The sequence below is a fragment of the Salmonella sp. SA15303 genome (genome assembly GCF_029962125.1).
Lineage (GTDB): Bacteria > Pseudomonadota > Gammaproteobacteria > Enterobacterales > Enterobacteriaceae > Salmonella > Salmonella enterica.
In genome coordinates, this window is record NZ_CP123924.1 from 1,626,554 (window position 1) to 1,649,696 (window position 23,143).

Annotated in this window: 24 protein-coding genes and 1 pseudogene; 22 read left to right on the forward strand and 3 right to left on the reverse strand. The window is 57.3% G+C overall.

The genetic code is table 11. From position 1 onward, the window contains the following. The first annotated feature begins 15 nt into the window (after positions 1-15). The 5 genes from QEN31_RS07725 to QEN31_RS07745 all read left to right on the forward strand — a co-directional run bounded on the left by QEN31_RS07725 (position 16) and on the right by QEN31_RS07745 (position 5,833). A complete protein-coding gene (locus tag QEN31_RS07725) occupies positions 16-1,152 on the forward strand; it encodes a porin OmpC (RefSeq protein WP_000865526.1) in 1,137 nt (378 codons plus the stop codon). Positions 1,153-1,266: 114 nt separating this feature from the next. Then, complete coding sequence (gene apbE / locus QEN31_RS07730) at positions 1,267-2,319, forward strand: FAD:protein FMN transferase ApbE (RefSeq protein ID WP_000784305.1); 1,053 nt, start codon at positions 1,267-1,269, stop codon at positions 2,317-2,319. Positions 2,320-2,399: 80 nt separating this feature from the next. Next, positions 2,400-3,461, forward strand: a complete 1,062-nt coding sequence (gene ada, locus QEN31_RS07735) for a bifunctional DNA-binding transcriptional regulator/O6-methylguanine-DNA methyltransferase Ada (RefSeq protein WP_000975957.1) — start codon at positions 2,400-2,402, stop codon at positions 3,459-3,461. A gap of 2 nt (positions 3,462-3,463) precedes the next feature. Beyond that, positions 3,464-4,114, forward strand: a complete 651-nt coding sequence (gene alkB / locus QEN31_RS07740; protein ID WP_000884991.1) for a DNA oxidative demethylase AlkB — start codon at positions 3,464-3,466, stop codon at positions 4,112-4,114. A 75-nt stretch (positions 4,115-4,189) separates the two neighbouring features. After that, complete coding sequence (locus tag QEN31_RS07745) at positions 4,190-5,833, forward strand: multidrug ABC transporter permease/ATP-binding protein (protein WP_000421589.1); 1,644 nt, start codon at positions 4,190-4,192, stop codon at positions 5,831-5,833. A 199-nt stretch (positions 5,834-6,032) separates the two neighbouring features. Here the strand turns inward: QEN31_RS07745 and eco are convergent, their stop codons facing one another. Continuing rightward, positions 6,033-6,527 (reverse strand): serine protease inhibitor ecotin, encoded by a 495-nt coding sequence (gene eco, locus QEN31_RS07750; RefSeq protein WP_001550295.1) that lies wholly within the window; start codon positions 6,525-6,527, stop codon positions 6,033-6,035. Positions 6,528-6,940: 413 nt separating this feature from the next. Here eco and napF point away from each other — a divergent pair, with 413 nt between their 5' ends. The 15 genes from napF to QEN31_RS07825 all read left to right on the forward strand — a co-directional run bounded on the left by napF (position 6,941) and on the right by QEN31_RS07825 (position 19,193). Continuing rightward, positions 6,941-7,432, forward strand: a complete 492-nt coding sequence (gene napF, locus QEN31_RS07755) for a ferredoxin-type protein NapF (protein ID WP_000228064.1) — start codon at positions 6,941-6,943, stop codon at positions 7,430-7,432. Continuing rightward, on the forward strand, positions 7,422-7,685 hold the full coding sequence (gene napD / locus QEN31_RS07760) for a chaperone NapD (RefSeq protein ID WP_001260058.1): 264 nt from the start codon (positions 7,422-7,424) through the stop codon (positions 7,683-7,685). The genes napF and napD overlap by 11 nt, the downstream gene beginning before the upstream one ends. Then, positions 7,682-10,168 carry a nitrate reductase catalytic subunit NapA gene (gene napA / locus QEN31_RS07765; RefSeq protein WP_000778097.1) on the forward strand — a complete coding sequence of 829 codons (2,487 nt, stop codon included), beginning with the start codon at positions 7,682-7,684 and terminating at the stop codon, positions 10,166-10,168. The genes napD and napA overlap by 4 nt, the downstream gene beginning before the upstream one ends. Positions 10,169-10,174: 6 nt before the next feature. After that, positions 10,175-10,870 carry a ferredoxin-type protein NapG gene (napG, locus tag QEN31_RS07770; protein WP_000091673.1) on the forward strand — a complete coding sequence of 232 codons (696 nt, stop codon included), beginning with the start codon at positions 10,175-10,177 and terminating at the stop codon, positions 10,868-10,870. Further along, positions 10,857-11,726, forward strand: coding sequence for a quinol dehydrogenase ferredoxin subunit NapH (gene napH / locus QEN31_RS07775; protein ID WP_000013529.1), 870 nt, complete (start codon positions 10,857-10,859; stop codon positions 11,724-11,726). Before napG ends, napH begins: the two co-directional genes overlap by 14 nt. A 115-nt stretch (positions 11,727-11,841) precedes the next feature. After that, complete coding sequence (gene napB / locus QEN31_RS07780) at positions 11,842-12,291, forward strand: nitrate reductase cytochrome c-type subunit (protein WP_000835182.1); 450 nt, start codon at positions 11,842-11,844, stop codon at positions 12,289-12,291. Positions 12,292-12,300: 9 nt separating this feature from the next. Then, the gene (gene napC / locus QEN31_RS07785; protein WP_000431778.1) at positions 12,301-12,903 is read left to right on the forward strand and encodes a cytochrome c-type protein NapC; all 603 of its coding nucleotides are present in this window, start codon (positions 12,301-12,303) and stop codon (positions 12,901-12,903) included. Between the two features lie 20 nt (positions 12,904-12,923). Then, positions 12,924-13,541 (forward strand): cytochrome c biogenesis heme-transporting ATPase CcmA, encoded by a 618-nt coding sequence (ccmA, locus tag QEN31_RS07790; protein WP_023259547.1) that lies wholly within the window; start codon positions 12,924-12,926, stop codon positions 13,539-13,541. Beyond that, positions 13,538-14,197: a heme exporter protein CcmB gene (gene ccmB, locus QEN31_RS07795; protein WP_000990038.1), complete on the forward strand. Its 660-nt coding sequence runs from the start codon at positions 13,538-13,540 to the stop codon at positions 14,195-14,197. The genes ccmA and ccmB overlap by 4 nt, the downstream gene beginning before the upstream one ends. A gap of 51 nt (positions 14,198-14,248) precedes the next feature. After that, on the forward strand, positions 14,249-14,986 hold the full coding sequence (locus QEN31_RS07800) for a heme ABC transporter permease (RefSeq protein ID WP_000265997.1): 738 nt from the start codon (positions 14,249-14,251) through the stop codon (positions 14,984-14,986). Next, positions 14,983-15,195 (forward strand): heme exporter protein CcmD, encoded by a 213-nt coding sequence (gene ccmD / locus QEN31_RS07805; protein WP_000074110.1) that lies wholly within the window; start codon positions 14,983-14,985, stop codon positions 15,193-15,195. The genes QEN31_RS07800 and ccmD overlap by 4 nt, the downstream gene beginning before the upstream one ends. Continuing rightward, positions 15,192-15,671, forward strand: a complete 480-nt coding sequence (gene ccmE / locus QEN31_RS07810) for a cytochrome c maturation protein CcmE (protein WP_001053600.1) — start codon at positions 15,192-15,194, stop codon at positions 15,669-15,671. The genes ccmD and ccmE overlap by 4 nt, the downstream gene beginning before the upstream one ends. Continuing rightward, positions 15,668-17,599, forward strand: coding sequence for a heme lyase CcmF/NrfE family subunit (locus QEN31_RS07815; protein ID WP_000982518.1), 1,932 nt, complete (start codon positions 15,668-15,670; stop codon positions 17,597-17,599). Before ccmE ends, QEN31_RS07815 begins: the two co-directional genes overlap by 4 nt. Continuing rightward, positions 17,596-18,153, forward strand: a complete 558-nt coding sequence (gene dsbE / locus QEN31_RS07820) for a thiol:disulfide interchange protein DsbE (protein WP_000828296.1) — start codon at positions 17,596-17,598, stop codon at positions 18,151-18,153. The genes QEN31_RS07815 and dsbE overlap by 4 nt, the downstream gene beginning before the upstream one ends. After that, positions 18,150-19,193 carry a cytochrome c-type biogenesis protein CcmH gene (locus QEN31_RS07825; protein WP_001238333.1) on the forward strand — a complete coding sequence of 348 codons (1,044 nt, stop codon included), beginning with the start codon at positions 18,150-18,152 and terminating at the stop codon, positions 19,191-19,193. Before dsbE ends, QEN31_RS07825 begins: the two co-directional genes overlap by 4 nt. Before the next feature lie 43 nt (positions 19,194-19,236). Here the strand turns inward: QEN31_RS07825 and narP are convergent, their stop codons facing one another. After that, positions 19,237-19,884, reverse strand: coding sequence for a nitrate/nitrite response regulator protein NarP (narP, locus tag QEN31_RS07830; protein ID WP_001115498.1), 648 nt, complete (start codon positions 19,882-19,884; stop codon positions 19,237-19,239). Between the two features lie 729 nt (positions 19,885-20,613). Between narP and pagL the strand changes: the two genes are divergently transcribed. Then, complete coding sequence (gene pagL, locus QEN31_RS07835; RefSeq protein WP_000281877.1) at positions 20,614-21,177, forward strand: lipid A 3-O-deacylase PagL; 564 nt, start codon at positions 20,614-20,616, stop codon at positions 21,175-21,177. Between the two features lie 191 nt (positions 21,178-21,368). Here pagL and QEN31_RS07840 read toward each other — a convergent pair whose 3' ends face one another. Next, on the reverse strand, positions 21,369-21,572 hold the full coding sequence (locus tag QEN31_RS07840; protein ID WP_001653202.1) for a virulence protein MsgA: 204 nt from the start codon (positions 21,570-21,572) through the stop codon (positions 21,369-21,371). Positions 21,573-21,718: 146 nt separating this feature from the next. On the opposite strand from QEN31_RS07840, the pseudogene QEN31_RS25355 reads away from it, so the two are divergent. After that, positions 21,719-22,378 (forward strand): annotated as a pseudogene (locus QEN31_RS25355) (phage tail protein); the annotation flags it as partial. Positions 22,379-23,143 lie beyond the last annotated feature (765 nt).

The window sequence follows — 23,143 nt, forward strand, 5'->3', positions numbered from 1 at the left end:
CAGAGGGTTAATAACATGAAAGTTAAAGTACTGTCCCTCCTGGTACCAGCTCTGCTGGTGGCGGGCGCAGCGAATGCGGCTGAAATTTATAATAAAGACGGCAACAAATTAGACCTGTTTGGTAAAGTTGATGGCCTGCACTACTTCTCTGACGACAAAGGCAGCGACGGCGACCAGACCTACATGCGTATCGGCTTCAAAGGCGAAACGCAGGTTAACGATCAGCTGACCGGTTATGGCCAGTGGGAATATCAGATTCAGGGCAACCAGACTGAAGGCAGCAACGACTCCTGGACGCGTGTGGCGTTTGCGGGTCTGAAATTCGCTGACGCAGGTTCCTTCGATTATGGTCGTAACTACGGCGTAACCTATGACGTGACCTCCTGGACCGACGTTCTGCCGGAATTCGGCGGCGACACCTACGGCGCTGACAACTTTATGCAGCAGCGTGGTAACGGCTATGCCACCTACCGTAACACCGACTTCTTCGGCCTGGTGGATGGTCTGGACTTCGCGTTGCAGTATCAGGGCAAAAACGGCAGCGTGAGCGGTGAAAACACCAACGGTCGCAGCCTGCTGAACCAGAACGGCGACGGTTACGGCGGATCGCTGACTTATGCAATCGGCGAAGGCTTCTCTGTCGGTGGCGCTATCACCACGTCTAAACGTACTGCCGATCAGAACAACACCGCTAACGCTCGCCTGTATGGTAACGGCGATCGCGCCACGGTTTACACCGGTGGCCTGAAATACGATGCGAACAACATCTATCTGGCAGCGCAGTATTCTCAGACCTATAACGCAACCCGTTTTGGTACCTCTAACGGTAGCAACCCGTCCACCTCTTACGGTTTTGCCAACAAAGCGCAGAACTTTGAAGTGGTTGCTCAGTACCAGTTCGACTTTGGTCTGCGTCCGTCTGTGGCTTACCTGCAGTCTAAAGGTAAGGACATCAGCAACGGCTACGGCGCCAGCTATGGCGACCAGGACATCGTAAAATATGTTGATGTCGGCGCGACTTACTACTTCAACAAAAACATGTCCACCTATGTTGATTACAAAATCAACCTGCTGGATAAAAACGACTTTACCCGCGATGCGGGCATCAACACCGACGACATCGTAGCGCTGGGTCTGGTTTACCAGTTCTAATCAGCAAAAGATGTTGCTAAAGGGCCTGCGGGCCCTTTTTTCATGCCTTATTCCGGCGTACAAATACGACGTTTTGATATACGCTTGCGTCCATTCGAATGAGGATAAACAGCGATGAAAATGACTTTTTGCCGGGCCGTGTGTCTGGCGGCGGCTTTTTTACTTATGGGCTGCGATGAGGCTCCCGAAACGACAACAGCGTCACCTGCCGCTCAGGTGCTGGAAGGTAAAACGATGGGGACCCTCTGGCGGGTGAGCGTGGTTGGTATCGATGCGAAACGCGCCGCAGAGTTACAGACTAAAATCCAGACTCAGCTTGATGCTGATGATTGGTTGCTTTCTACCTATAAAAATGACTCCGCGCTAATGCGTTTTAACCATTCACGCAGCCTTGCGCCCTGGCCGGTCAGCGAAGCCATGGCGGATATCGTGACCTCGGCGCTGCGTATTGGCGCGAAGACGGATGGCGCGATGGATATCACCGTGGGCCCGCTGGTCAATCTGTGGGGGTTTGGACCGGATCGGCAGCCGCTGCATATCCCAACGCCAGCACAAATCGATGCGGCAAAAGCGAAAACAGGCCTGCAACATTTGCAGGTTATCGACAGGGCTGGACATCAGTTTTTGCAAAAAGATTTGCCGGATCTTTATGTTGATCTCTCCACGGTCGGGGAGGGCTATGCGGCGGATCATCTGGCGCGTCTGATGGAGCAGGAGGGCATTGCGCGTTATCTGGTCTCGGTGGGCGGCGCATTAAGCAGTCGCGGGATGAATGCGCAGGGGCTGCCGTGGCGCGTCGCGATTCAGAAGCCGACCGACCGGGAAAACGCGGTGCAGGCGATTGTGGATATCAACGGGCATGGCATCAGCACCTCCGGCAGCTACCGTAACTATTACGAGCTGGATGGCAAGCGCGTATCGCACGTTATCGATCCGCAAACGGGGCGCCCCATTGAACACAATCTGGTATCGGTTACGGTCATCGCGCCAACGGCGCTGGAAGCGGACGGCTGGGACACCGGCCTGATGGTGCTTGGTACGCAAAAGGCGCAAGAGGTCGTGCGGCGGGAAGGGCTGGCGGTCTTTATGATCATGAAAGAAGGTGAAGGCTTTAAAACCTGGATGTCGCCGCAGTTCAAAACGTTCATGGTGAGCGATAAGAATTAAAACGCAAGATTACGGGTTTTTGTGGGCGGATTTACGGACACACTGCATGTAAGCAAGCACTATGCTTAATGAAGGAGTCTATGATGAAAAAAGCGTTACTTACCGATGATGAATGCTGGTTGCGGGTGCAGGCGCGCGATGCCAGCGCGGATGGGCGTTTCGTTTTTGCGGTGCGAACCACCGGCGTTTTTTGCCGCCCTTCTTGTCACTCGAAGCGGGCGTTACGTAAAAATGTTCGCTTTTTTGCCAACGCGCAGCAGGCGCTGGACGCCGGTTTTCGCCCCTGCAAGCGCTGTCAGCCGGATAATGCGCGCGCGCAGCAACGGCGGTTGGATAAGATTGCCTGCGCCTGCCGTTTACTTGAGCAGGAGACGCCGGTAACGCTGGCGTCTCTGGCGCAGGCGGTGGCGATGAGCCCGTTTCATCTGCACCGTTTGTTTAAAGCGAGCACCGGTATGACGCCGAAAGGGTGGCAGCAGGCGTGGCGCGCCCGGCGGCTGCGTGAGGCGTTGGCGAAAGGAGAGCCGATCACGGCGGCTATTTATCGCGCCGGCTTCCCGGATAGCAGTAGCTACTACCGTCATGCCGACCAGACGCTGGGCATGACGGCAAAACAGTTTCGCAAAGGCGGCGATAATGTCTCCGTTCGCTATGCGCTGACGGACTGGGTTTACGGACGGTGCCTGGTGGCGGAGAGCGAGCGGGGGATTTGCGCGATTCTCCCCGGTGATAGCGACGACGCGCTACTGGCTGAATTACACACCCTGTTCCCGGCGGCCCGCCACGAACCTGCTGACGCGCTTTTTCAGCAACGGGTGCGGCAGGTTGTCGCGGCTATCAACACACGCGATGTGCTGCTCTCGTTGCCGCTGGATATCCAGGGAACCGCGTTTCAACAGCAGGTCTGGCAGGCGTTATGCGCGATTCCCTGCGGCGAAACCGTAAGCTATCAACAGCTTGCCGCGACTATCGGCAAACCCACGGCAGTACGCGCGGTCGCCAGCGCGTGCGGCGCGAATAAACTGGCGATGGTGATCCCGTGTCATCGGGTCGTGCGTCGCGATGGCGCGCTCTCCGGTTATCGTTGGGGCGTGCGTCGAAAAGCGCAGCTATTAAAGCGAGAAGCACAAAAAGAGGAGTAGCAATGCTGGATCTATTTGCTGATGAAGCGCCCTGGCAAGAGCCCCTGGCGCCTGGCGCGGTGGTGTTGCGCCGCTTTGCGTTTCGCGCGGCGCAGTCGCTATTAGACGATATCGGGTTTGTCGCCAGTCAGTCTCCGTTTCGTCAGATGGTGACGCCGGGCGGCTACACCATGTCGGTGGCGATGACCAACTGCGGCGCGTTAGGGTGGACTACCGATCGTCACGGTTATTGTTATGCCGTGCGCGATCCGTTGACCGATAAACCCTGGCCTGCGCTGCCGTTATCGTTTGCCAGCGTATGTCGTCAGGCGGCAATCGCGGCAGGGTATGCGAGCTTCCAACCGGACGCCTGCCTGATCAATCGCTACGCGCCTGGCGCAAAACTGTCGCTGCATCAGGATAAAGACGAGCCGGATCTGCGCGCGCCTATTGTCTCAGTTTCGTTGGGGGTGCCGGCGGTTTTTCAGTTTGGCGGCCTGCGTCGCAGCGATCCGCTCCAGCGGATCTTACTGGAGCATGGCGATATCGTGGTCTGGGGCGGCGAGTCCCGCCTGTTTTATCATGGTATCCAGCCGCTTAAAGCGGGCTTTCATCCCATGACCGGTGAATTTCGTTACAATCTCACCTTCCGTCAGGCGGCTGAAAAAGAATAAAAATAAGAATTATTATTGCTGTGCAGGTGGAGTTAGTTAAACTGCGGGCTGTTATTATCGGTCCGGGTTGTATGCATGGAACTTCTTATTCTTGTCTGGCGGCAGTACCGCTGGCCATTTATTAGCGTGATGGCGCTGAGCCTCGCCAGCGCGGCGCTGGGGATTGGCCTGATCGCGTTTATCAATCAGCGCCTGATTGAAACGGTGGACACCACCGTCATGGTGCTGCCGGAATTTCTCGGTCTGCTCCTGTTGCTAATGGTTGTCACATTAGGTTCCCAACTGGCGCTCACCACTCTGGGACACCATTTCGTTTACCGCCTGCGCAGCGAATTTATCAAGCGCATTCTGGATACGCACGTTGAACGCATTGAGCAACTGGGCAGCGCCTCTTTACTGGCCGGTCTGACCAGCGATATTCGCAATATTACTATCGCCTTTGTGCGTCTGCCTGAGCTGGTGCAGGGCATTATCCTCACCGTCGGCTCGGCGGCGTATCTGGCGATGCTATCGACAAAAATGCTGCTGGTTACGGCTATCTGGATGGCGGTCACTATCTGGGGCGGATTTGTGCTGGTGGCGCGGGTTTACCAGCATATGGCGACCCTGCGCGAGACCGAAGATAAGCTGTACAACGACTATCAGACGGTGCTGGAAGGACGCAAAGAGCTGACGCTAAACCGCGAGCGTGCGGAGCAGATTTTTCAGCAATGCTATACCCCGGACGCCAAAGAGTACCGTCATCACATTATCCGTGCCGATACTTTTCACCTGAGCGCCGTCAACTGGTCGAATATCATGATGCTGGGGGCGATAGGCCTGGTCTTCTGGATGGCGAATAGTCTCGGCTGGGCGGATACCAACGTCGCGGCGACCTATTCACTGACGTTGCTGTTCCTGCGCACGCCGCTGCTGTCTGCGGTGGGGGCGTTGCCAACGCTACTGACCGCCCAGGTGGCGTTTAATAAACTGAATAAATTCGCGCTCGCCCCGTATAAGCCTGATTTTCCGCAGCCGAAAGCCTTTCCCGACTGGAAGACGCTGGAGCTGCGCAACGTGGTTTTCCACTATCAGGATAACGCGTTTTCCGTGGGGCCCATCAACCTGACGATTCACCGCGGCGAACTGCTGTTTTTAATTGGCGGCAACGGTAGCGGGAAATCGACGCTGGCCATGTTATTGACCGGTTTATACCAGCCGCAATCGGGAACGATTTTACTTGACGGTCAACCTATTGCCGCCGGGCAGCCGGAAGATTATCGCAAACTGTTTTCTGCGGTGTTCACCGATGTGTGGTTATTCGACCGCCTGCTGGGGCCGCAGGGGAAACCCGCCAATCCCGCGCTGGTCGAAAAGTGGCTTGAGCACCTGAAAATGACGCACAAGCTGGAGCTAAACGACGGGCGCATCTTGAATCTTAAACTGTCGAAAGGGCAAAAAAAGCGCATTGCACTGCTGCTGGCGCTGGCGGAAGAGCGCGATATTATTTTGCTGGATGAGTGGGCCGCCGATCAGGACCCGCATTTCCGCCGGGAGTTTTATCAGGTACTGTTGCCGTTAATGCAGGAAATGGGCAAAACCATTTTCGCCATCAGCCATGATGATCACTATTTTATTCACGCCGATCGTCTGCTTGAAATGCGTAACGGGCAGCTAACCGAACTCACCGGCGACGAACGTGACGCCGCCTCGCGTGATGCGGTTGCGCGTACTGCGTAATGGCCGGATGAACCGCCTGATGGCAGCCCTACGTCCGCACGCGGGTAGGCCTGATAAGATGCCACGCGTCGCCACCAGGCATCGGGGTATTTTTTGCGGTGGACGAGCGGGGCTCCAGACGTGTTTTAAAAAGAACCCCGGAGCGCTGCGTGAGTCGGCGTGTTCAGATGCCCGGTAAGTGTGACCGGGCAGCGTAACATTATCGCGCGACGGCGTTCTGTACGTTAGCGTCCGCTTTCCAGATGCGGTATTTCACGTCCACATTCGCTGGGGTATACACCACGATCGGCAGCTTGCTGTTGTAGCGCAGCATCCCGTCTTCACCCAGCCAGGCGGTGACGAATTTTTGCTCTTTCTTACCTTCAGGGCAGGCCATCATGGTTGATACCGGAGAGGTGACGTTATCAAAGACATAATAGTCATAGCCCCAGCCTTCCAGCGTTTTTGTTTCCAGCGTGCCGCCGAGGCGATGCTGGTTACAATCCACATTCAGCGTTTGACCAATCAACAGTTCCACTTTGAGGGTAGATTCATCCTGCTGAGGGGTAAGGGTTATCACTTGCCGCTTCATTCCTTTTTCCGCCTGCGGATAGGGGGCGATTTTCTCCAGCGGCTGGGCGGTATCGCTATTGTTAGCCCAGGCAGAGGCGCTGGCGAGGGCGGCGAAGACGACGGCAGGGACAAACATCTTCATTTGATTGTTCACAGTATTTCCTTTCTGCTGTTTTCGGTATGCATGGGAGACAGATTAACATATTCACTTTATCTATTAATCTGCATTTACTCATATTTTCAAGATTATTAATAAAATAGCATCTTTTTATATAGTGGAATATTCTGATATTGATAATGTAAATGAAATTATCAGCTATTAGTGGTTTTCGCTATATAAATATCTATACAACTCATTGAAATGTGAGAAAAAGCACGTTTACGGGTCTTTACCCGGCACTCTTTTGATCCGGCAACAGCATTTACCTCTATCGGGGTATGCATCTCTTACACATCCTGAAATATCTTATTTACAAAAATAACTACTCATAAATTGTACGGTTTTTATTGGCATTCACTCCCTATGGAAGCGTGTCGTTATGGAAGGGCGATATCATGGTTGATTTATCCCGTCGAAGCATGTTGACCGGCAGTTGGCGCAACGCCAGCAATGGGATTCTTCCGCCGTGGGCCAGAGAAACGACCTATTTTCTCGCACATTGTCTGCGTTGCGACGCCTGTATCCAGGCGTGTGAGGCCGACATCCTGCAGCGAGGGGCGGGGGGATATCCGAGCGTAGATTTCAAACGGGGCGAGTGCAGCTTTTGTTATGCCTGTGCGCAGGCCTGTCCCGAATCTCTCTTTCTTCCGCGCCACACCAGGGCCTGGGATTTAATTTTTACACTCACGGAAAACTGCCTCGCCAGGCAATCGGTTGAATGCCATCGTTGCCAGGACAGTTGTGAACCTATGGCCATTACCTTTCGCCCCACGTTATCCGGTATTTACCAGCCGCAGCTTGACTCGCAGGCTTGTAACGGATGCGGGGCGTGTGTGGCTATCTGTCCCGTGTCAGCCATCAAAGCGGAGAACCACCATGCGCACTAACTGGCAGGTCTGTAGCCTGGTCGTGCAGGCCAAAAGTCAGAATATCGCCGCCATTGGCACACAGTTGAACACGTTGCCGGGTTGCGAAGTCGCGTTAAGCGACGTTGAAAGCGGGCAGCTGATCGTGGTGGCGGAAGCAGATCAGAGTGAAACGCTGATGCAAACAATTGAGTCAGTACGCAATGTCGAGGGCGTACTGGCGGTGTCGCTGGTTTATCACCAGCAGGATGAGCAAGGTGAGGAAACACCATGAAACTCAGTCGTCGTAGCTTTATGAAAGCTAACGCCGTTGCGGCCGCTGCGGCGGCTGCCGGTCTGAGCGTGCCGGGCGTCGCCCGCGCCGTTGTCGGGCAGCAGGAAGCCATCAAATGGGATAAAGCGCCGTGCCGTTTTTGCGGAACGGGGTGCGGTGTGTTGGTGGGAACGCAGCAGGGCCGTGTGGTCGCCTGCCAGGGCGACCCCGACGCGCCGGTCAACCGTGGTCTGAACTGCATTAAAGGCTACTTCCTGCCCAAAATCATGTACGGTAAAGATCGTCTGACGCAGCCGATGCTGCGCATGAAAGACGGCAGCTATCACAAAGACGGCGAGTTTACGCCGGTGAGCTGGGAACAGGCCTTCGATGTGATGGAAGAGAAGTTTAAAACCTCCCTGAAAGAGAAAGGACCAGAAGCGATCGGCATGTTTGGATCGGGTCAATGGACCATCTGGGAAGGCTATGCCGCCGCGAAACTGTTCAAGGCTGGTTTCCGCTCTAACAACATCGACCCGAATGCGCGTCACTGCATGGCCTCGGCGGTGGTGGGCTTTATGCGCACCTTTGGCATGGATGAACCGATGGGCTGCTACGACGATATTGAGCAGGCCGATGCGTTTGTGCTGTGGGGTTCCAACATGGCGGAGATGCACCCGATTTTATGGTCGCGCATCACTAACCGCCGTTTGTCCGACCCGAACGTGAAGGTTGCCGTCCTCTCCACCTTCCAGCACCGCAGCTTTGAACTGGCGGACAACGGTATTGTCTTTACCCCGCAAAGCGATCTGGTGATCCTTAACTATATCGCGAATTACATTATTCAGAACAACGCGGTAAATCAGGATTTCTTCACAAAGCATGTGAACCTGCGTAAAGGGGCGACGGATATCGGCTACGGCTTACGCCCGACGCACCCGCTGGAAAAAGCGGCGAAGAATCCGGGCTCCGACGCTTCCGAGCCGATGAGCTTCGACGAGTATAAAGCCTTCGTGGCAGAATATACGCTGGACAAGACCGCTGAAATGACCGGCGTGCCGAAAGATCAACTGGAACAGTTGGCACAGCTCTACGCCGATCCGAATAAGCGCGTGATCTCTTACTGGACGATGGGTTTTAACCAGCATACCCGCGGCGTGTGGGCGAATAACCTGGTTTACAACCTCCATCTGCTGACCGGAAAAATCTCCCAGCCTGGCTGCGGTCCTTTCTCGCTGACAGGCCAGCCTTCCGCCTGCGGTACGGCGCGTGAAGTGGGAACCTTCTCACACCGTCTACCCGCAGACATGGTCGTGACGAACGAAAAACACCGTGATATCTGCGAAAAACACTGGCAGATCCCCGCTGGCACTATTCCGGCAAAAGTGGGTTTACACGCGGTGGCGCAGGATCGCGCGTTGAAAGACGGCAAGCTGAACGTCTACTGGGTAATGTGTAATAACAATATGCAGGCCGGGCCGAACATCAATGAAGATCGGATGCCGGGCTGGCGCGATCCGCGTAACTTTATCATTGTTTCCGATCCTTACCCGACGGTGAGCGCGCTGTCTGCGGATCTGATCCTGCCGACCGCCATGTGGGTTGAGAAAGAAGGCGCTTACGGCAACGCCGAACGCCGCACGCAGTTCTGGCGTCAGCAAATTAAAGCGCCGGGCGAAGCTAAATCCGACCTCTGGCAACTGGTGCAGTTCTCCCGTCGTTTTAAAACCGAGGAGGTCTGGCCGGAGGCGTTGTTGGCTCAGAAGCCGGAGCTGCGCGGCAAAACGCTGTATGACGTTCTGTTCGCCACGCCGGCGGTCAGCAAATTCCCGCTGAGCGAGCTGAAAGAGGATCAGTTAAACGATGAGTCTCGTGAGCTGGGCTTCTATCTGCAAAAAGGGCTGTTTGAAGAATACGCCTGGTTTGGACGTGGCCACGGGCACGATCTGGCGCCGTTCGACGATTACCACAACGCGCGCGGTCTGCGCTGGCCGGTCGTCGAAGGCAAAGAGACGCAATGGCGTTACAGCGAAGGCAACGACCCGTATGTAAAAGCGGGGGAAGGGTACAAATTCTACGGTAAACCGGATGGCAAAGCGGTGATCTTCGCGCTGCCATTTGAACCCGCGGCGGAGTCGCCGGACAACGAGTACGATCTGTGGCTTTCCACCGGTCGCGTGCTGGAACACTGGCATACCGGCAGTATGACGCGCCGCGTGCCTGAATTGCATCGCGCCTTCCCGGAAGCGGTGGTCTTTATTCACCCGCTGGATGCGAAAGCGCGCGATCTGCGTCGTGGGGATAAGGTTAAAGTGTCGTCCCGCCGCGGCGAAGTGATTTCGATTGTCGAAACGCGTGGACGTAACCGTCCGCCGCAGGGACTGGTGTATATGCCGTTCTTCGATGCCGCTCAGCTAGTGAACAACCTGACGCTGGATGCGACGGACCCGCTCTCTAAAGAGACGGACTTCAAGAAGTGCGCCGTTAAGCTGGCGAAGGTGTAACGCGTTATGTCCCGTACAGCGAAACCCCAAAATGGCCGCCGCCGCTTCCTGCGTGATGTTGTGCGCACTGCGGGCGGGCTGGCGGCGGTTGGCGTGGCGCTGGGCTTGCAACAGCAAACCGCGCGCGCATCGGGCGTGCGGCTGCGTCCGCCTGGCGCGCTGAATGAAAATGTCTTCGCCAGCGCCTGTGTGCGCTGCGGGCAGTGCGTTCAGGCGTGTCCATACGACACGCTAAAACTGGCGACGCTGGCCTCCGGGCTATCGGCAGGCACGCCCTATTTCGTCGCTCGCGACATCCCCTGCGAAATGTGTGAAGACATTCCGTGCGCCAAAGTCTGCCCCAGCGGGGCGCTGAATAAAGATATCGCCTCCATTGATGACTCGCGCATGGGGCTGGCGGTGCTGCTGGATCAGGAAAACTGCCTCAACTTTCAGGGGCTGCGCTGCGACGTTTGTTACCGCGAATGCCCGAAAATCGATGAGGCCATCACGCTGGAGCTGGATCGCAACATGCGCACCGGCAAACATGCGCGCTTTCTGCCCACCGTACACAGCGACGCCTGTACCGGCTGCGGCAAATGCGAAAAAGTCTGCGTACTGGAGCAACCAGCGATAAAAGTGTTGCCGTTGTCATTGGCGAAAGGGGAGTTAGGACACCATTACCGCTTCGGCTGGCTGGAGGGGAAAGATGGCAAATCGTAAACGCGACGCCGGGCGAGAAGCGCGGGCGAAAAAAGGCTGGTGGCGTAGCCACCGTTGGCTGGTGTTACGCCGTATCAGCCAGTTTATGGTGCTGGGGATGTTTCTCAGCGGCCCGTGGCTGGGCTTTTGGGTTTTGCATGGCAACTACAGCAGTAGTTTGCTGTTCGATACCCTCCCGTTGACCGATCCGCTGATTACCCTGGAAAGTCTCGCCAGTGGACATCTTCCCGCTACCGTGGCGCTGACGGGAGCAGTGATTATCGCTGTGCTGTATGCGCTGGCGGGAAAGCGATTATTTTGCAGTTGGGTTTGCCCGCTAAACCCCGTTACCGATTTGGCTAACTGGATGCGCAGGAAATTTGACCTGAACCAGTCTGCGACGATTCCACGCCATATACGGTACGTCCTTCTGGTGGTGGTGTTAATCGGTTCGGCGTTGACCGGCACGCTGCTGTGGGAATGGATTAATCCCGTGTCGCTGTTAGGTCGTAGTCTGATTATGGGATTTAGTAGCGGCGCGTTGTTGATTATTGCTTTGTTTTTATTTGATTTATTAGTCGTTGAGCACGGTTGGTGCGGTCATATTTGCCCGATGGGCGCGCTGTATGGCGTGCTAGGCAGTAAAGGCGTAGTGACCGTGACGGCCAAAAAACGTGAGAAATGTAATCGCTGTATGGATTGTTTTCATGTTTGCCCGGAACCGCATGTGCTACGTGCGCCGGTGCTGGATGAGCAAAGCCCGGCGCAGGTCACTCACCGCGACTGCATGACCTGCGGTCGCTGCGTGGATGTCTGTTCTGAGGATGTTTTTACAATAACGATACGCAACATCATTCGGGATGCATCGCGGCGGTAAGCGAGGAAATCCCCGGGAGCATAGATAACGATGTGACTGGGATTTTCGAGCGCAGCCAACAAAGAGGCAGCTCGAAGGATGAAGTGTAAATGCGATGGAGTTCGGGAGCGAAACAATGAAAAGCCATGACCTGATGAAAGCGCTGTGTCAATGGATGGCCACGCTTGCCCTGGTGGTAAGTGGTGCGGTTTGGGCGGCAAACGGAGTGGATCTGAGCCAGTCGCCGGAAGTATCCGGGACGCAGGAAGGGGCGATTCGTATGCCGAAAGAGCAGGAACGTATGCCGCTAAATTACGTCAACCAGCCGCCGATGATCCCGCACAGCGTCGAGGGCTACCAGGTGACGACCAATACCAACCGCTGTCTGCAATGCCACGGCGTGGAAAGTTATCGTACGACGGGCGCGCCGCGTATCAGTCCGACGCACTTTATGGACAGCGACGGTAAAGTGTCGGGCAACGTCGCGCCGCGTCGTTATTTCTGCCTGCAGTGCCACGTACCGCAGTCTGATACCGCGCCGATTATCGACAATACCTTTACCCCCTCGCAAGGTTACGGGAAATAAGAGGTCATTATGGAAAATTCTAACCGTAAACCCGGCTGGATAAAGCGCGTCTGGCGATGGTGGCGCAGCCCCAGCCGCCTGGCGTTGGGGACGCTGCTGTTAATCGGTTTTATCGGCGGCATCATCTTCTGGGGCGGCTTCAATACCGGAATGGAAAAGGCTAACACCGAAGAGTTTTGTATTAGCTGCCATGAAATGCGCAACACGGTGTATGAGGAGTATATGGAAACCGTCCACTACAACAACCGTAGCGGCGTTCGTGCCACCTGTCCTGACTGCCATGTGCCGCATGAGTGGGGGCCGAAGATGATCCGTAAGATCAAAGCCAGTAAAGAGCTGTATGCGAAGGTATTTGGGCTGATAGATACACCGCAGAAATTTGAAGCTCATCGCCTGACAATGGCACAAAATGAGTGGCGGCGCATGAAAGACAACAACTCGCAGGAATGCCGTAACTGCCACAATTTCGACTTTATGGATCTGACCGCGCAAAAAGGCGTCGCGGCGAAAATGCACGATCAGGCGGTAAAAGATGGACAGACCTGTATCGATTGCCACAAAGGGATCGCGCATAAACTGCCGGATATGCGTGATGTTAAACCAGGTTTCTGACAGGACGTTGATGAGTGGGAATGCTTGAAGCCAGAGATCTGTACTGCGAGCGGGACGAGAGGACGCTGTTTCGCGGGCTGTCGTTCACCGTGGAGGCCGGGGAGTGGGTGCAGGTCACCGGCGGCAACGGCGCGGGAAAAACCACCCTGCTGCGCCTGCTGACCGGGCTGGCGCGCCCGGACGGCGGGGAGGTGTACTGGCAGGGCGAGCCCCTGCGTCGCGTGCGCGACAGTTTCCATCGCAGCCTGCTGTGGATAGGGCACCAGCCGGGGATAAAAACCCGCCTGACGGCGCGGGAGAACCTGCACTTCTTCCACCCCGGCGACGGCGCGCGCCTCCCGGAGGCGCTGGCGCAGGCCGGGCTGGCGGGATTTGAGGATGTGCCGGTCGCTCAGCTCTCGGCCGGGCAGCAGCGCCGGGTGGCGCTGGCCCGCCTGTGGCTGACCCGCGCCGCGCTGTGGGTGCTCGACGAACCGTTCACCGCCATTGACGTTAACGGCGTGGCGCGCCTCACCCGGCGGATGGCGGCGCACACGGCGCAGGGCGGGATGGTCATTCTCACCACCCACCAGCCGCTGCCGGGGGCTGCGGACACCGTCCGCCGCCTGGCGCTGACCGGCGGGGGGACGGGGCTGTGATGTGGCGTGTCTTCTGTCTCGAGCTGCGCGTGGCGTTCCGCCACGGCGCGGACATCGCCGGCCCGCTGTGGTTCTTCCTGATGGTCATCACCCTGTTTCCGTTAAGCGTCGGGCCGCAGCCGCAGCTGCTGGCGCGTATCGCGCCGGGCATCATCCAGGTGGCGGCGCTGCTGGCCTCGCTGCTGGCGCTGGAGCGGCTGTTTCGCGACGACCTGCAGGACGGCAGCCTGGAGCAGCTGATGCTGCTGCCGGTGCCGCTGCCGGCGGTGGTACTGGCGAAGGTGCTGGCCCACTGGGCGGTGACCGGCCTGCCGCTGATGATGCTCTCCCCGCTGGTGGCGCTGCTGCTGGGGATGGACGTGTACGGCTGGAAAATCATGGCGCTGACGCTGCTGCTCGGCACGCCGGCGCTGGGGTTTCTCGCCGCGCCGGGCGTTGCGCTGACGGCCGGGCTGCGGCGCGGCGGCGTCCTGCTGGGCATTCTGGTGCTGCCGCTGAGTGTCCCGGTGCTGATTTTCGCCACCGCGGCGATGGACGCGGCATCGATGCATTTACCCGTTGACGGCTATCTGGCGGTGCTGGGGGCGCTGCTGGCGGGCAGCGCGACGTTAAGCCCGTTCGCCACCGCGGCGGCGCTGCGCATCAGTACGCAGTAGCGCCCCGGCACGACGGACATTTTACTGGTTTCAGGAGGTCAGGTGACGACTATGTGGAAAACCCTTCATCAGCTGGCGGCGCCGCCCCGGCTGTATCAGATTTGCGGCAGGCTCGTGCCGTGGCTGGCGGCGGCCGGCATCATCGCGCTGGCCACCGGCTGGGTCCGGGGCTTTGGTTTCGCCCCGGCGGACTACCAGCAGGGGGAGGGCTACCGCATTATGTACCTGCATGTCCCGGCGGCCATCTGGTCAATGGGTATCTATGCGGCGATGGCGGTGGCGGCGTTCACCGGGCTGGTCTGGCAGATGAAAATGGCCAGCCTTGCCGTCGCGGCGATGGCGCCGGTGGGGGCGGTGTACACCTTCATCGCGCTGGTCACCGGCGCGGCGTGGGGCAAACCGATGTGGGGCACCTGGTGGGTGTGGGACGCGCGCCTGACCTCGGAGCTGGTGCTGCTGTTTCTCTACGCCGGGGTCATCGCCCTGTGGCACGCCTTTGACGACCGTAAAATGGCCGGGCGCGCGGCGGGCATTCTGGTGCTGGTCGGCGTGGTGAACCTGCCGGTTATCCACTATTCCGTCGAGTGGTGGAACACCCTGCACCAGGGCTCGACGCGGATGCAGCAGAGCATCGACCCGGCGATGCGCTCGCCGCTGCGCTGGGCCATCGCCGGCTACCTGCTGCTCTTTATGACGCTTTCGCTGATGCGGATGCGCAACCTGATTTTACTGATGGAAAAACGCCGCCCGTGGGTGAGCGAACTGATACTGAAAAGGGGGCACCGGTGAGTCCGGCATTTTCATCGTGGAGCGATTTTTTCGCCATGGGCGGGTACGCCTTTTTTGTCTGGCTGGCGGTGGCGATGACCGTGGCGCCGCTGGCGCTGCTGGCGCTGCACACGGTGCTGCAGCGCCGGGCCATTCTGCGCGGCGTGGCGCAGCAGCGGGCGCGCGAGGCGCGGATGCGTGCCGCACAGGCGCAACAGGAGGCCGCGTGAACCTGCGACGTAAAAACCGGCTATGGGTGGTCTGCGCGGTGCTGGCGGGCCTGGCGCTGACCACCGCCCTGGTCCTGTACGCGCTGCGCGCGAATATCGACCTGTTCTATACCCCCGGCGAAATCCTCTACGGCAAGCGCGAGACGCAGCAGCTGCCGGCGGCGGGCCAGCGCCTGCGCGTCGGCGGGATGGTGATGCCCGGCAGTGTCAGGCGCGACCCGGACTCGCTGAAGGTGAACTTCAGTCTCTACGACGCCGAAGGGTCGGTGACGGTGAGCTATGAGGGGATACTGCCGGACCTGTTCCGCGAGGGGCAGGGGGTGGTGGTGCAGGGCACCCTGGAGAAGGGCAACCACGTCCTGGCGCACGAGGTGCTGGCCAAACATGACGAGAACTACACCCCGCCGGAAGTGGAAAAGGCGATGCAGGAAAACCACCGCCGCCCGCAACGCGCTGATAAGGACACCTCATCATGATGCCTGAATACGGCCACGCGCTGCTGTGCCTGGCGCTCGGCGTGGCGCTGCTGCTGTCCGTTTACCCGCTGTGGGGCGTGGCGCGCGGTGACGCGCGGATGATGGCGTCGGCCGGGGTGTTCGCCTGGCTGCTGTTTATCTGCGTGGCGGGCGCGTTTTTCGTGCTGGTGCACGCCTTTGTGGTTAACGACTTCACCGTGGCCTATGTCGCCGGCAACTCGAACACGCAGCTGCCGGTGTGGTACCGGGTGGCCGCCACCTGGGGGGCGCACGAGGGCTCGCTGCTGCTGTGGGTGCTGCTGATGAGCGGCTGGACCCTGGCGGTGGCGGTGTTCAGCCGGCAGGTGCCGGCGGATATCGTCGCCCGGGTGCTGGCGGTGATGGGGATGGTCTGCGCCGGTTTTCTGGCGTTCATCCTGTTCACCTCCGGCCCGTTCGCCCGCACGCTGCCGGCCTTTCCGGTGGAGGGGCGCGACCTGAACCCGCTGCTGCAGGACCCGGGGCTGATTTTCCACCCGCCGCTGCTGTACATGGGCTATGTCGGCTTCTCGGTGGCCTTCGCCTTCGCCATCGCCGCGCTGCTGAGCGGGCGTCTGGACAGCGCGTTCACCCGTTTTGCCCGTCCGTGGACGCTGGCGGCGTGGGTGTTCCTGACGCTGGGCATCGTGCTCGGCTCGGCGTGGGCCTACTACGAGCTGGGCTGGGGCGGCTGGTGGTTCTGGGACCCGGTGGAGAACGCCTCCTTTATGCCGTGGCTGGCGGGCACCGCCCTGCTGCACTCGCTGGCGGTCACCGAACAGCGCGCCGGCTTTAAGGCGTGGACGCTGCTGCTGTCCATCTGCGCCTTCTCGCTGTGCCTGCTGGGCACCTTCCTGGTGCGCTCCGGGGTGCTGGTGTCGGTGCACGCCTTCGCCTCCGACCCGGCGCGCGGAATGTTTATCCTCGCCTTTATGGTGCTGGTCACCGGCGGCTCGCTGCTGCTGTTCGCCGTGCGCGGGCACAGGGTGCGTTCGCGGGTGAACAACGCGCTGTGGTCGCGCGAGTCGCTGCTGCTCGGCAACAACGTCCTGCTGATGGCCGCCATGCTGGTGGTGCTGCTGGGCACCCTGCTGCCGCTGGTGCACAAACAGCTGGGGCTGGGCAGCATTTCGGTGGGGGAGCCGTTCTTTAACACCATGTTCACCTGGCTGATGGTCCCCTTTGCCCTGCTGCTGGGGGTGGGGCCGCTGGTGCGCTGGGGCCGGGACCGGCCGCGTAACATCAGGACGCTGCTGCTCACCGCCCTGGTCTCCACCCTGGTGCTGTCGGTACTTTTGCCATGGCTGCTGGAAGATAAAATCATCGCCATGACGGCGGTGGGGATGGCGATGGCCTGCTGGATTGCGGTGCTGGCGGTGGCCGAAGCCGTACAGCGCGTGTCCCGCGGCACGAAAACCTCTCTCAGCTACTGGGGAATGGTGGCGGCGCACCTCGGGCTGGCGGTGACGATTACCGGCATCGCCTTCAGCCAGAATTACAGCGTGGAGCGTGACGTGCGGATGCGGGCGGGCGACAGCGTGACCATTCACGACTACCGCTTCACCTTCCGGGAGGTGCGGGACATCACCGGGCCCAACTACCGCGGCGGGGTGGCCCTCATCGGGGTGACGCGCCACGGCGAGCCGGAGGCGGTGCTGCACGCGGAGAAACGGCTCTACAACACCAGCCGGATGGTGATGACCGAGGCGGCGATTGACGGCGGGCTGACCCGCGACCTGTACGCCGCGCTCGGGGAGGAGCTGGACAACGGCGCGTGGGCCGTGCGCCTGTACTACAAACCGTTTGTCCGCTGGATATGGGCCGGGGGACTGCTGATGGCGCTGGGCGGGCTGCTGTGCCTGGCGGACCCGCGCTACCGCCGCCGTAAACCATTGCCGGAGGCCGGATGAAACGCAACGTACTGTTATTACCGCTGCTGATTTTTCTGCTGATTGCCGCGGCGCTGCTGTGGCAGCTGGCGCGCAACGCGCAGGGCGATGACCCGACGAATCTCGAATCGGCGCTGACCGGAAAGCCGGTGCCGGCGTTCCGCCTGGAATCACTGGAGACGCCGGGTCAGTACTATCAGGCGGAGGTGCTGACGCAGGGGAAACCGGTGCTGCTTAACGTCTGGGCCACCTGGTGCCCGACCTGCCGCGCCGAGCATCAGTACCTGAACCAGCTTTCTGCGCAGGGTATCCGGGTGGTGGGGCTGAACTATAAGGACGACCGGGCGAAGGCGGTGGCCTGGTTAAAGGAACTGGGCAACCCGTATGCGCTGAGTTTATCGGACAGCGACGGGATGCTGGGGCTGGACCTGGGCGTGTACGGCGCGCCGGAAACCTTCCTCATCGACGGCAGGGGGATTATCCGCTACCGCCATGCGGGCGATTTGAATGCCCGGGTATGGGAAAGTGAACTGAAACCGCTGTGGGACAGATACAGCCGGGAGGCGGCGCAATGAGACTGTTACCGGGCATGGTGATGCTGATGCTGGTGCTGGTTATCGCCGGGTCAGCGCGGGCGACCACCGACGTGATGCCGTTTAAAGATGAAGCGCAGGAGCAGCAGTTCCGCCAGCTCACGGAGCAGCTGCGCTGCCCGAAATGCCAGAACAACAGCATTGCGGACTCGAACGCGATGATAGCCACCGACATGCGCCGCAGGGTGTATGACCTGATGCAGGAGGGGAAGAGCCGCCAGGAAATCATCGATTACATGGTGGCGCGCTACGGCAACTTTGTCACCTACGACCCGCCGCTGACCCCGCTGACGGTGCTGCTGTGGGTGCTGCCGCTGGCCACCATCGTGGCGGGCGGGTGGATAATCGTCGCCCGCACGCGCCGGCGGGTGCGTATCAGACAGGACGTCCTGGCCGACGCCATTCCTGCGGCGGGACCGCGCGCCGGGTGGGGTGCTTACGTGCCGGGCGTGGTTATGGCGCTGGTCGTGGCCGCCATCAGTTACTCACAGACCGGCAGCTATCCGCAGGTGAGGGCCTGGCAGCAGGCAACGGCGCAGACGCCGGGACTGCTGGCGCGGGCGCTGGACCCGCAGGCGCAGCCGCTGAATGAGGAGGAGATGGCGCGGCTGGCGCTGGGGCTGCGCACCCGCCTGCAGAATGATGCCGGCAATGTTGAGGGCTGGCTCATGCTGGGGCGCACCGGTATGGTACTGGGTAATGCCGGTACCGCCACCGGGGCCTATGCAAACGCTTACCGTCTGGACCCGAAAAACCGCGATGCGGCGCTGGGCTACGCGGAGGCGCTGACGCGCTCGTCCGACCCGGAGGATAACCGCCGCGGCGGGGAGCTGCTGCGTCAGCTGGTGAGCCGCGACCACACGGATATCCGGGTGTTAAGCCTGTATGCGTTCAGCGCCTTTGAGCAGCAGCGCTTTGGCGAGGCGGTGGCGGCCTGGGAGATGATGCTGAAGTTACTGCCGGCGGGTGACGCCCGGCGGGCGGTGATAGAGCGCAGTATCCGGCTGGCGCAGGAGAAATAAGACCCTGACGGCCCGGTGGCGCGGCGCCACCGGGCCTGGCTTGTTACTGCATTCCGCGTGTTTGTAAAAATAGAATGGTCGCCGCGACGCGCGAGCGCACGTTTAGCTTGCGAAGTAGATTACGAATGTGCACCTTAACCGTCTGCTCAGAAATATTCAGTACTGACGCAATTTGTTTGTTAGAAAGCCCCTGCGCCAGCTCATGCAAGACATCTAACTCTCGTTCGGTCAGGATACTAAAGGGATCTTCCTGCGCGCCAAACCGTTCGCGCTCACGCAGATATTCATTGACCCGATCGCTAAAGACTTTACCGCCGTTAGCGCCTTTGCGAATGGCCTCCAGCAGCACTTCCGGATCGCTATCTTTGAGCAGATAACCGTCGGCGCCGGCGTCGATCAGCGCGTAGATGTCGCTGGCGGAATCCGAGACGGTAAGAATAATAATTTGCGCCGTCACACCATCCCGGCGTAGCGCGTTCAGGGTATCTAACCCGCTCAGACCTTTCATATTCAGATCCAGCAGGATCAGATCGGGCTCAATGCGATTCGCCAGATCGATCGCACTCGCCCCGTCACCCGCTTCGGCAACGACATGAAAAGCCGGGTCCAGTTCCAGTAATTGACGAATACCTCGCCGCATAAGTGGATGGTCGTCCACAATAAGCACCTGAAAAGGTGTTACTTCAGGCATGCTGTATCTCCTGAGTTTTATTAGAATGATTATTGTTTTCAGCGCGGAAATCGTCCAGATTTGCCACATTGTCAAGCGCGTAAATTTTACCCTAATTAGTGCATGGGTAAGTAGTAAAACCTGTGACAGGCGAGTAATTAGCTGAACGATAGAAAGGATAAAACAACCCGTTGTGAGAGAAAACAGAATACTCCCTGAAGTTGAATACTGGTCTGGACGCTTTTTTCGGACAATGTGACATAACAGAAGTGTGGCATATGTTGCTGCGCCCTTGCACCCGTAAGTCCAGACTATCTTTACTGGCAGGAAATTTCTTATTAAAAGTCATAGCGTCTAAAGCTTGTCATTATTAACAAATTATTTTAACTGAATTTATTTATGGTTTTATTAATGTCAATGAAATACATCTGAGCAGAACGAATAAACCGCGACATCTGTTAAATTAAATATTAAGTCAATAGCAGAGGTATTTTTATGCGATAAAGAGATTCTGACGATATTCTTATCATAAATGAAAATGTGGTCAGAAATGAGTGTCATTCACTTATAACTTATCCTGGATGTGCCTGAACAACACTCGCGGCGTTTTGAGCACCCGTTGGGGCGACTCAAGGGGAGAACGTAGTGTGGATGCTATATCAGCCGTTTCTGTGAGCGTAAGCGTGGCGTAGAAAATTTTAAATATGTTAGCCGGTTAAAAATAACTATTGACATTGAAATGGTGGTGGAGTGTATATGAAGAGAATATTTATATATCTATTATTACCTTGTGCATTCGCATGTTCTGCTAATGATAATGTTTTTTTTGGCAAGGGCAACAAGCATCAGATCTCTTTTGCTGCGGGAGAAAGTATAAGAAGAGGAGGGGTTGAGCACTTATATACGGCTTTTCTGACATACAGTGAACCCAGCGATTTTTTCTTTTTACAGGCAAGAAATAATCTGGAGTTAGGAGGATTTAAGGCTAAGGGTAGCGATGATTGCAGTAAACATTCTGGCAGCGTTCCCTGTAATAAATATAACCAGGGCGTATTGGGTATCTCGAAGGATGTGGCGCTGGTTCATTTCGCTGGTATCTATACCGGTATTGGTCTGGGGGCTTATATAAAATCTAAGTCGCGAGATGATATGCGTGTCAATTCTGCATTTACCTTTGGAGAAAAAGCGTTTCTTGGCTGGAACTTTGGGGCTTTTTCTACAGAAGCTTATATCCGGCATTTCTCGAATGGATCACTTACGGATAAAAATTCAGGGCATAATTTTGTAGGTGCTTCAATTAGTTATAATTTCTGAAGTTGAATAACAATTAGCGAGTTGCTGGCTGAAGGAGTAATTAATCACCGTACGTTGTCTACAAAACGTGTTGTGAATAGCCGATCGTTATCGACCCTATGGCGACAGGGAGGCTAATTGTTAGCGACAAAGGCGTGGTAGGCCGTTTACCTTACCAGAACGTTTTATTATTGCTGCGACAGATTGCTTACTCATTTACCTGCCACTGCAAACATTTTTTCCAGTATAGGGTGTAGATGCGCTTTTTCTGTTTTAGTACAAACATGGTTTACGTTAGTTGCCTGCATTGACTTTACTGTGACCACTGCACAGGAAAGATGTCCAATCAGTTCATGCAAAATCAGTTCATGCAAAATAACGTCTCTGGCATCAGCTAACTTTTTAATTGTAGGCATAAAAAAACCAGCCCTGACAGGCTGGTTTTCAAGGGGAATTTTGGTCGGCAGCTTCATCCGCAGCATCTGCGGAGAGCAGCGCAGGTACGGCGACCACAAAAGCCGGGGAGGCATCAGCCAGCGCGGCGTCGGCTGACACAGCCAGAACGGCGGCAGCCGCCTAGTCATCAGCATCGGAGGCATCCACCCACGCCGCCGCATCTGATACCAGCGCATCACTGGCAGCGCAAAGCAGAGCTGCAGCCGGAGAATTGGCAACCTGAGCCGAAGAGGCCGCGAAACGGGCCGAGGATATCGCAGACGTGATTTCCCTGGAAGATGCAAGCCTGACGAAAAAAGGTATCGTTAAATTAAGCAGTGCCACGGACAGTGACAGCGAAGCGCTGGCGGCCACACCAAAGGCGGTAAAAACCGTTATGGGTGAGGTACGGACCAAAGCGCCGCTGGACAGCCCGGCATTCACTGGAACGCCGACCACACCGACGCCGCCAGGCGATGCTAAAGGGCTTCAGACAACAAACGCGGAGTTTGTCCGCAAACTGATTGCCGCGCTGGTTGGTTCCGTACTGGAGCCACTGGACACCCTGCAGGAACTGGCTGACGCGTTGGGAAATGATCCGAACTTTGCCACCACGGTACTGAATAAACTGGCGGGCAAGCAGCCGCTGGACGAAACCCTGACGGCGCTGTCAGGAAAAAGTGTTGACGGTCTTATCGAATACGTTGGTTTGCGAGAAACCATAAGTCGTGCCGCCGATGCATTACAAAAATCACAGAATGGCGGCGATATTCCGGACAAGGATTTGTTTGTGCGTCGTATCGGTGCCGCGCGAGCGTTTGATGGCGCAGTTATTATCGGCTGTGATGATAATCCGTGGACGACGGCGGAGTTTATCGTCTGGCTGGAGTCTCAGGGCGCATTCAATCACCCTTACTGGATGTGTCGTGGCTCTTGGTCTTACGCTTATAACAAAATCATCACGGATACTGGCTGCGGTAATATCTGTCTCGCTGGCGCAGTGATTGAGGTAATGGGAGTGCGTGGCGCGATGACTATTCGGGTGACAACGTCCCATTCAGTATCTGGTTGGTGATACGTGGGTGACAGCCCCAAGTGTATAAGAAGGAATAATTATGACAGCGGAAAAAAAATAAAAAGAACAAACAGTTTTTAAATATTAAAAATTTCATTCCGTATGCACCGGAACCAGATGACACATTATTCGCCGATGCGGCGTATCTTAAATCAGAGGATGGTCAGGACTGGTATGGGTGCCAGCAATTATTTTCAGCAGACACGCTGAAAATTACCTACGACGATAACGATGTTATTACGTGTATTACGCGTGATGTTTCCGGGCTGTGGCCTGCTGGCCAGAGCGTTGCAGAGTTGCCTGATACGGATGAAAACCGTCGCGCTGATATTCATGCTGCTGGCAGTTTAAAGACGGTAAAGTCGTTCAAAGGGTTTATTCGCCGGAAGAGCTGCGCAGGCAGGCAGAATCGAAAATTGAACGCCCGGGCGTTGATACCGGATGATCTGGTCATCGTGGAAAGCGACCCTGAAAAAA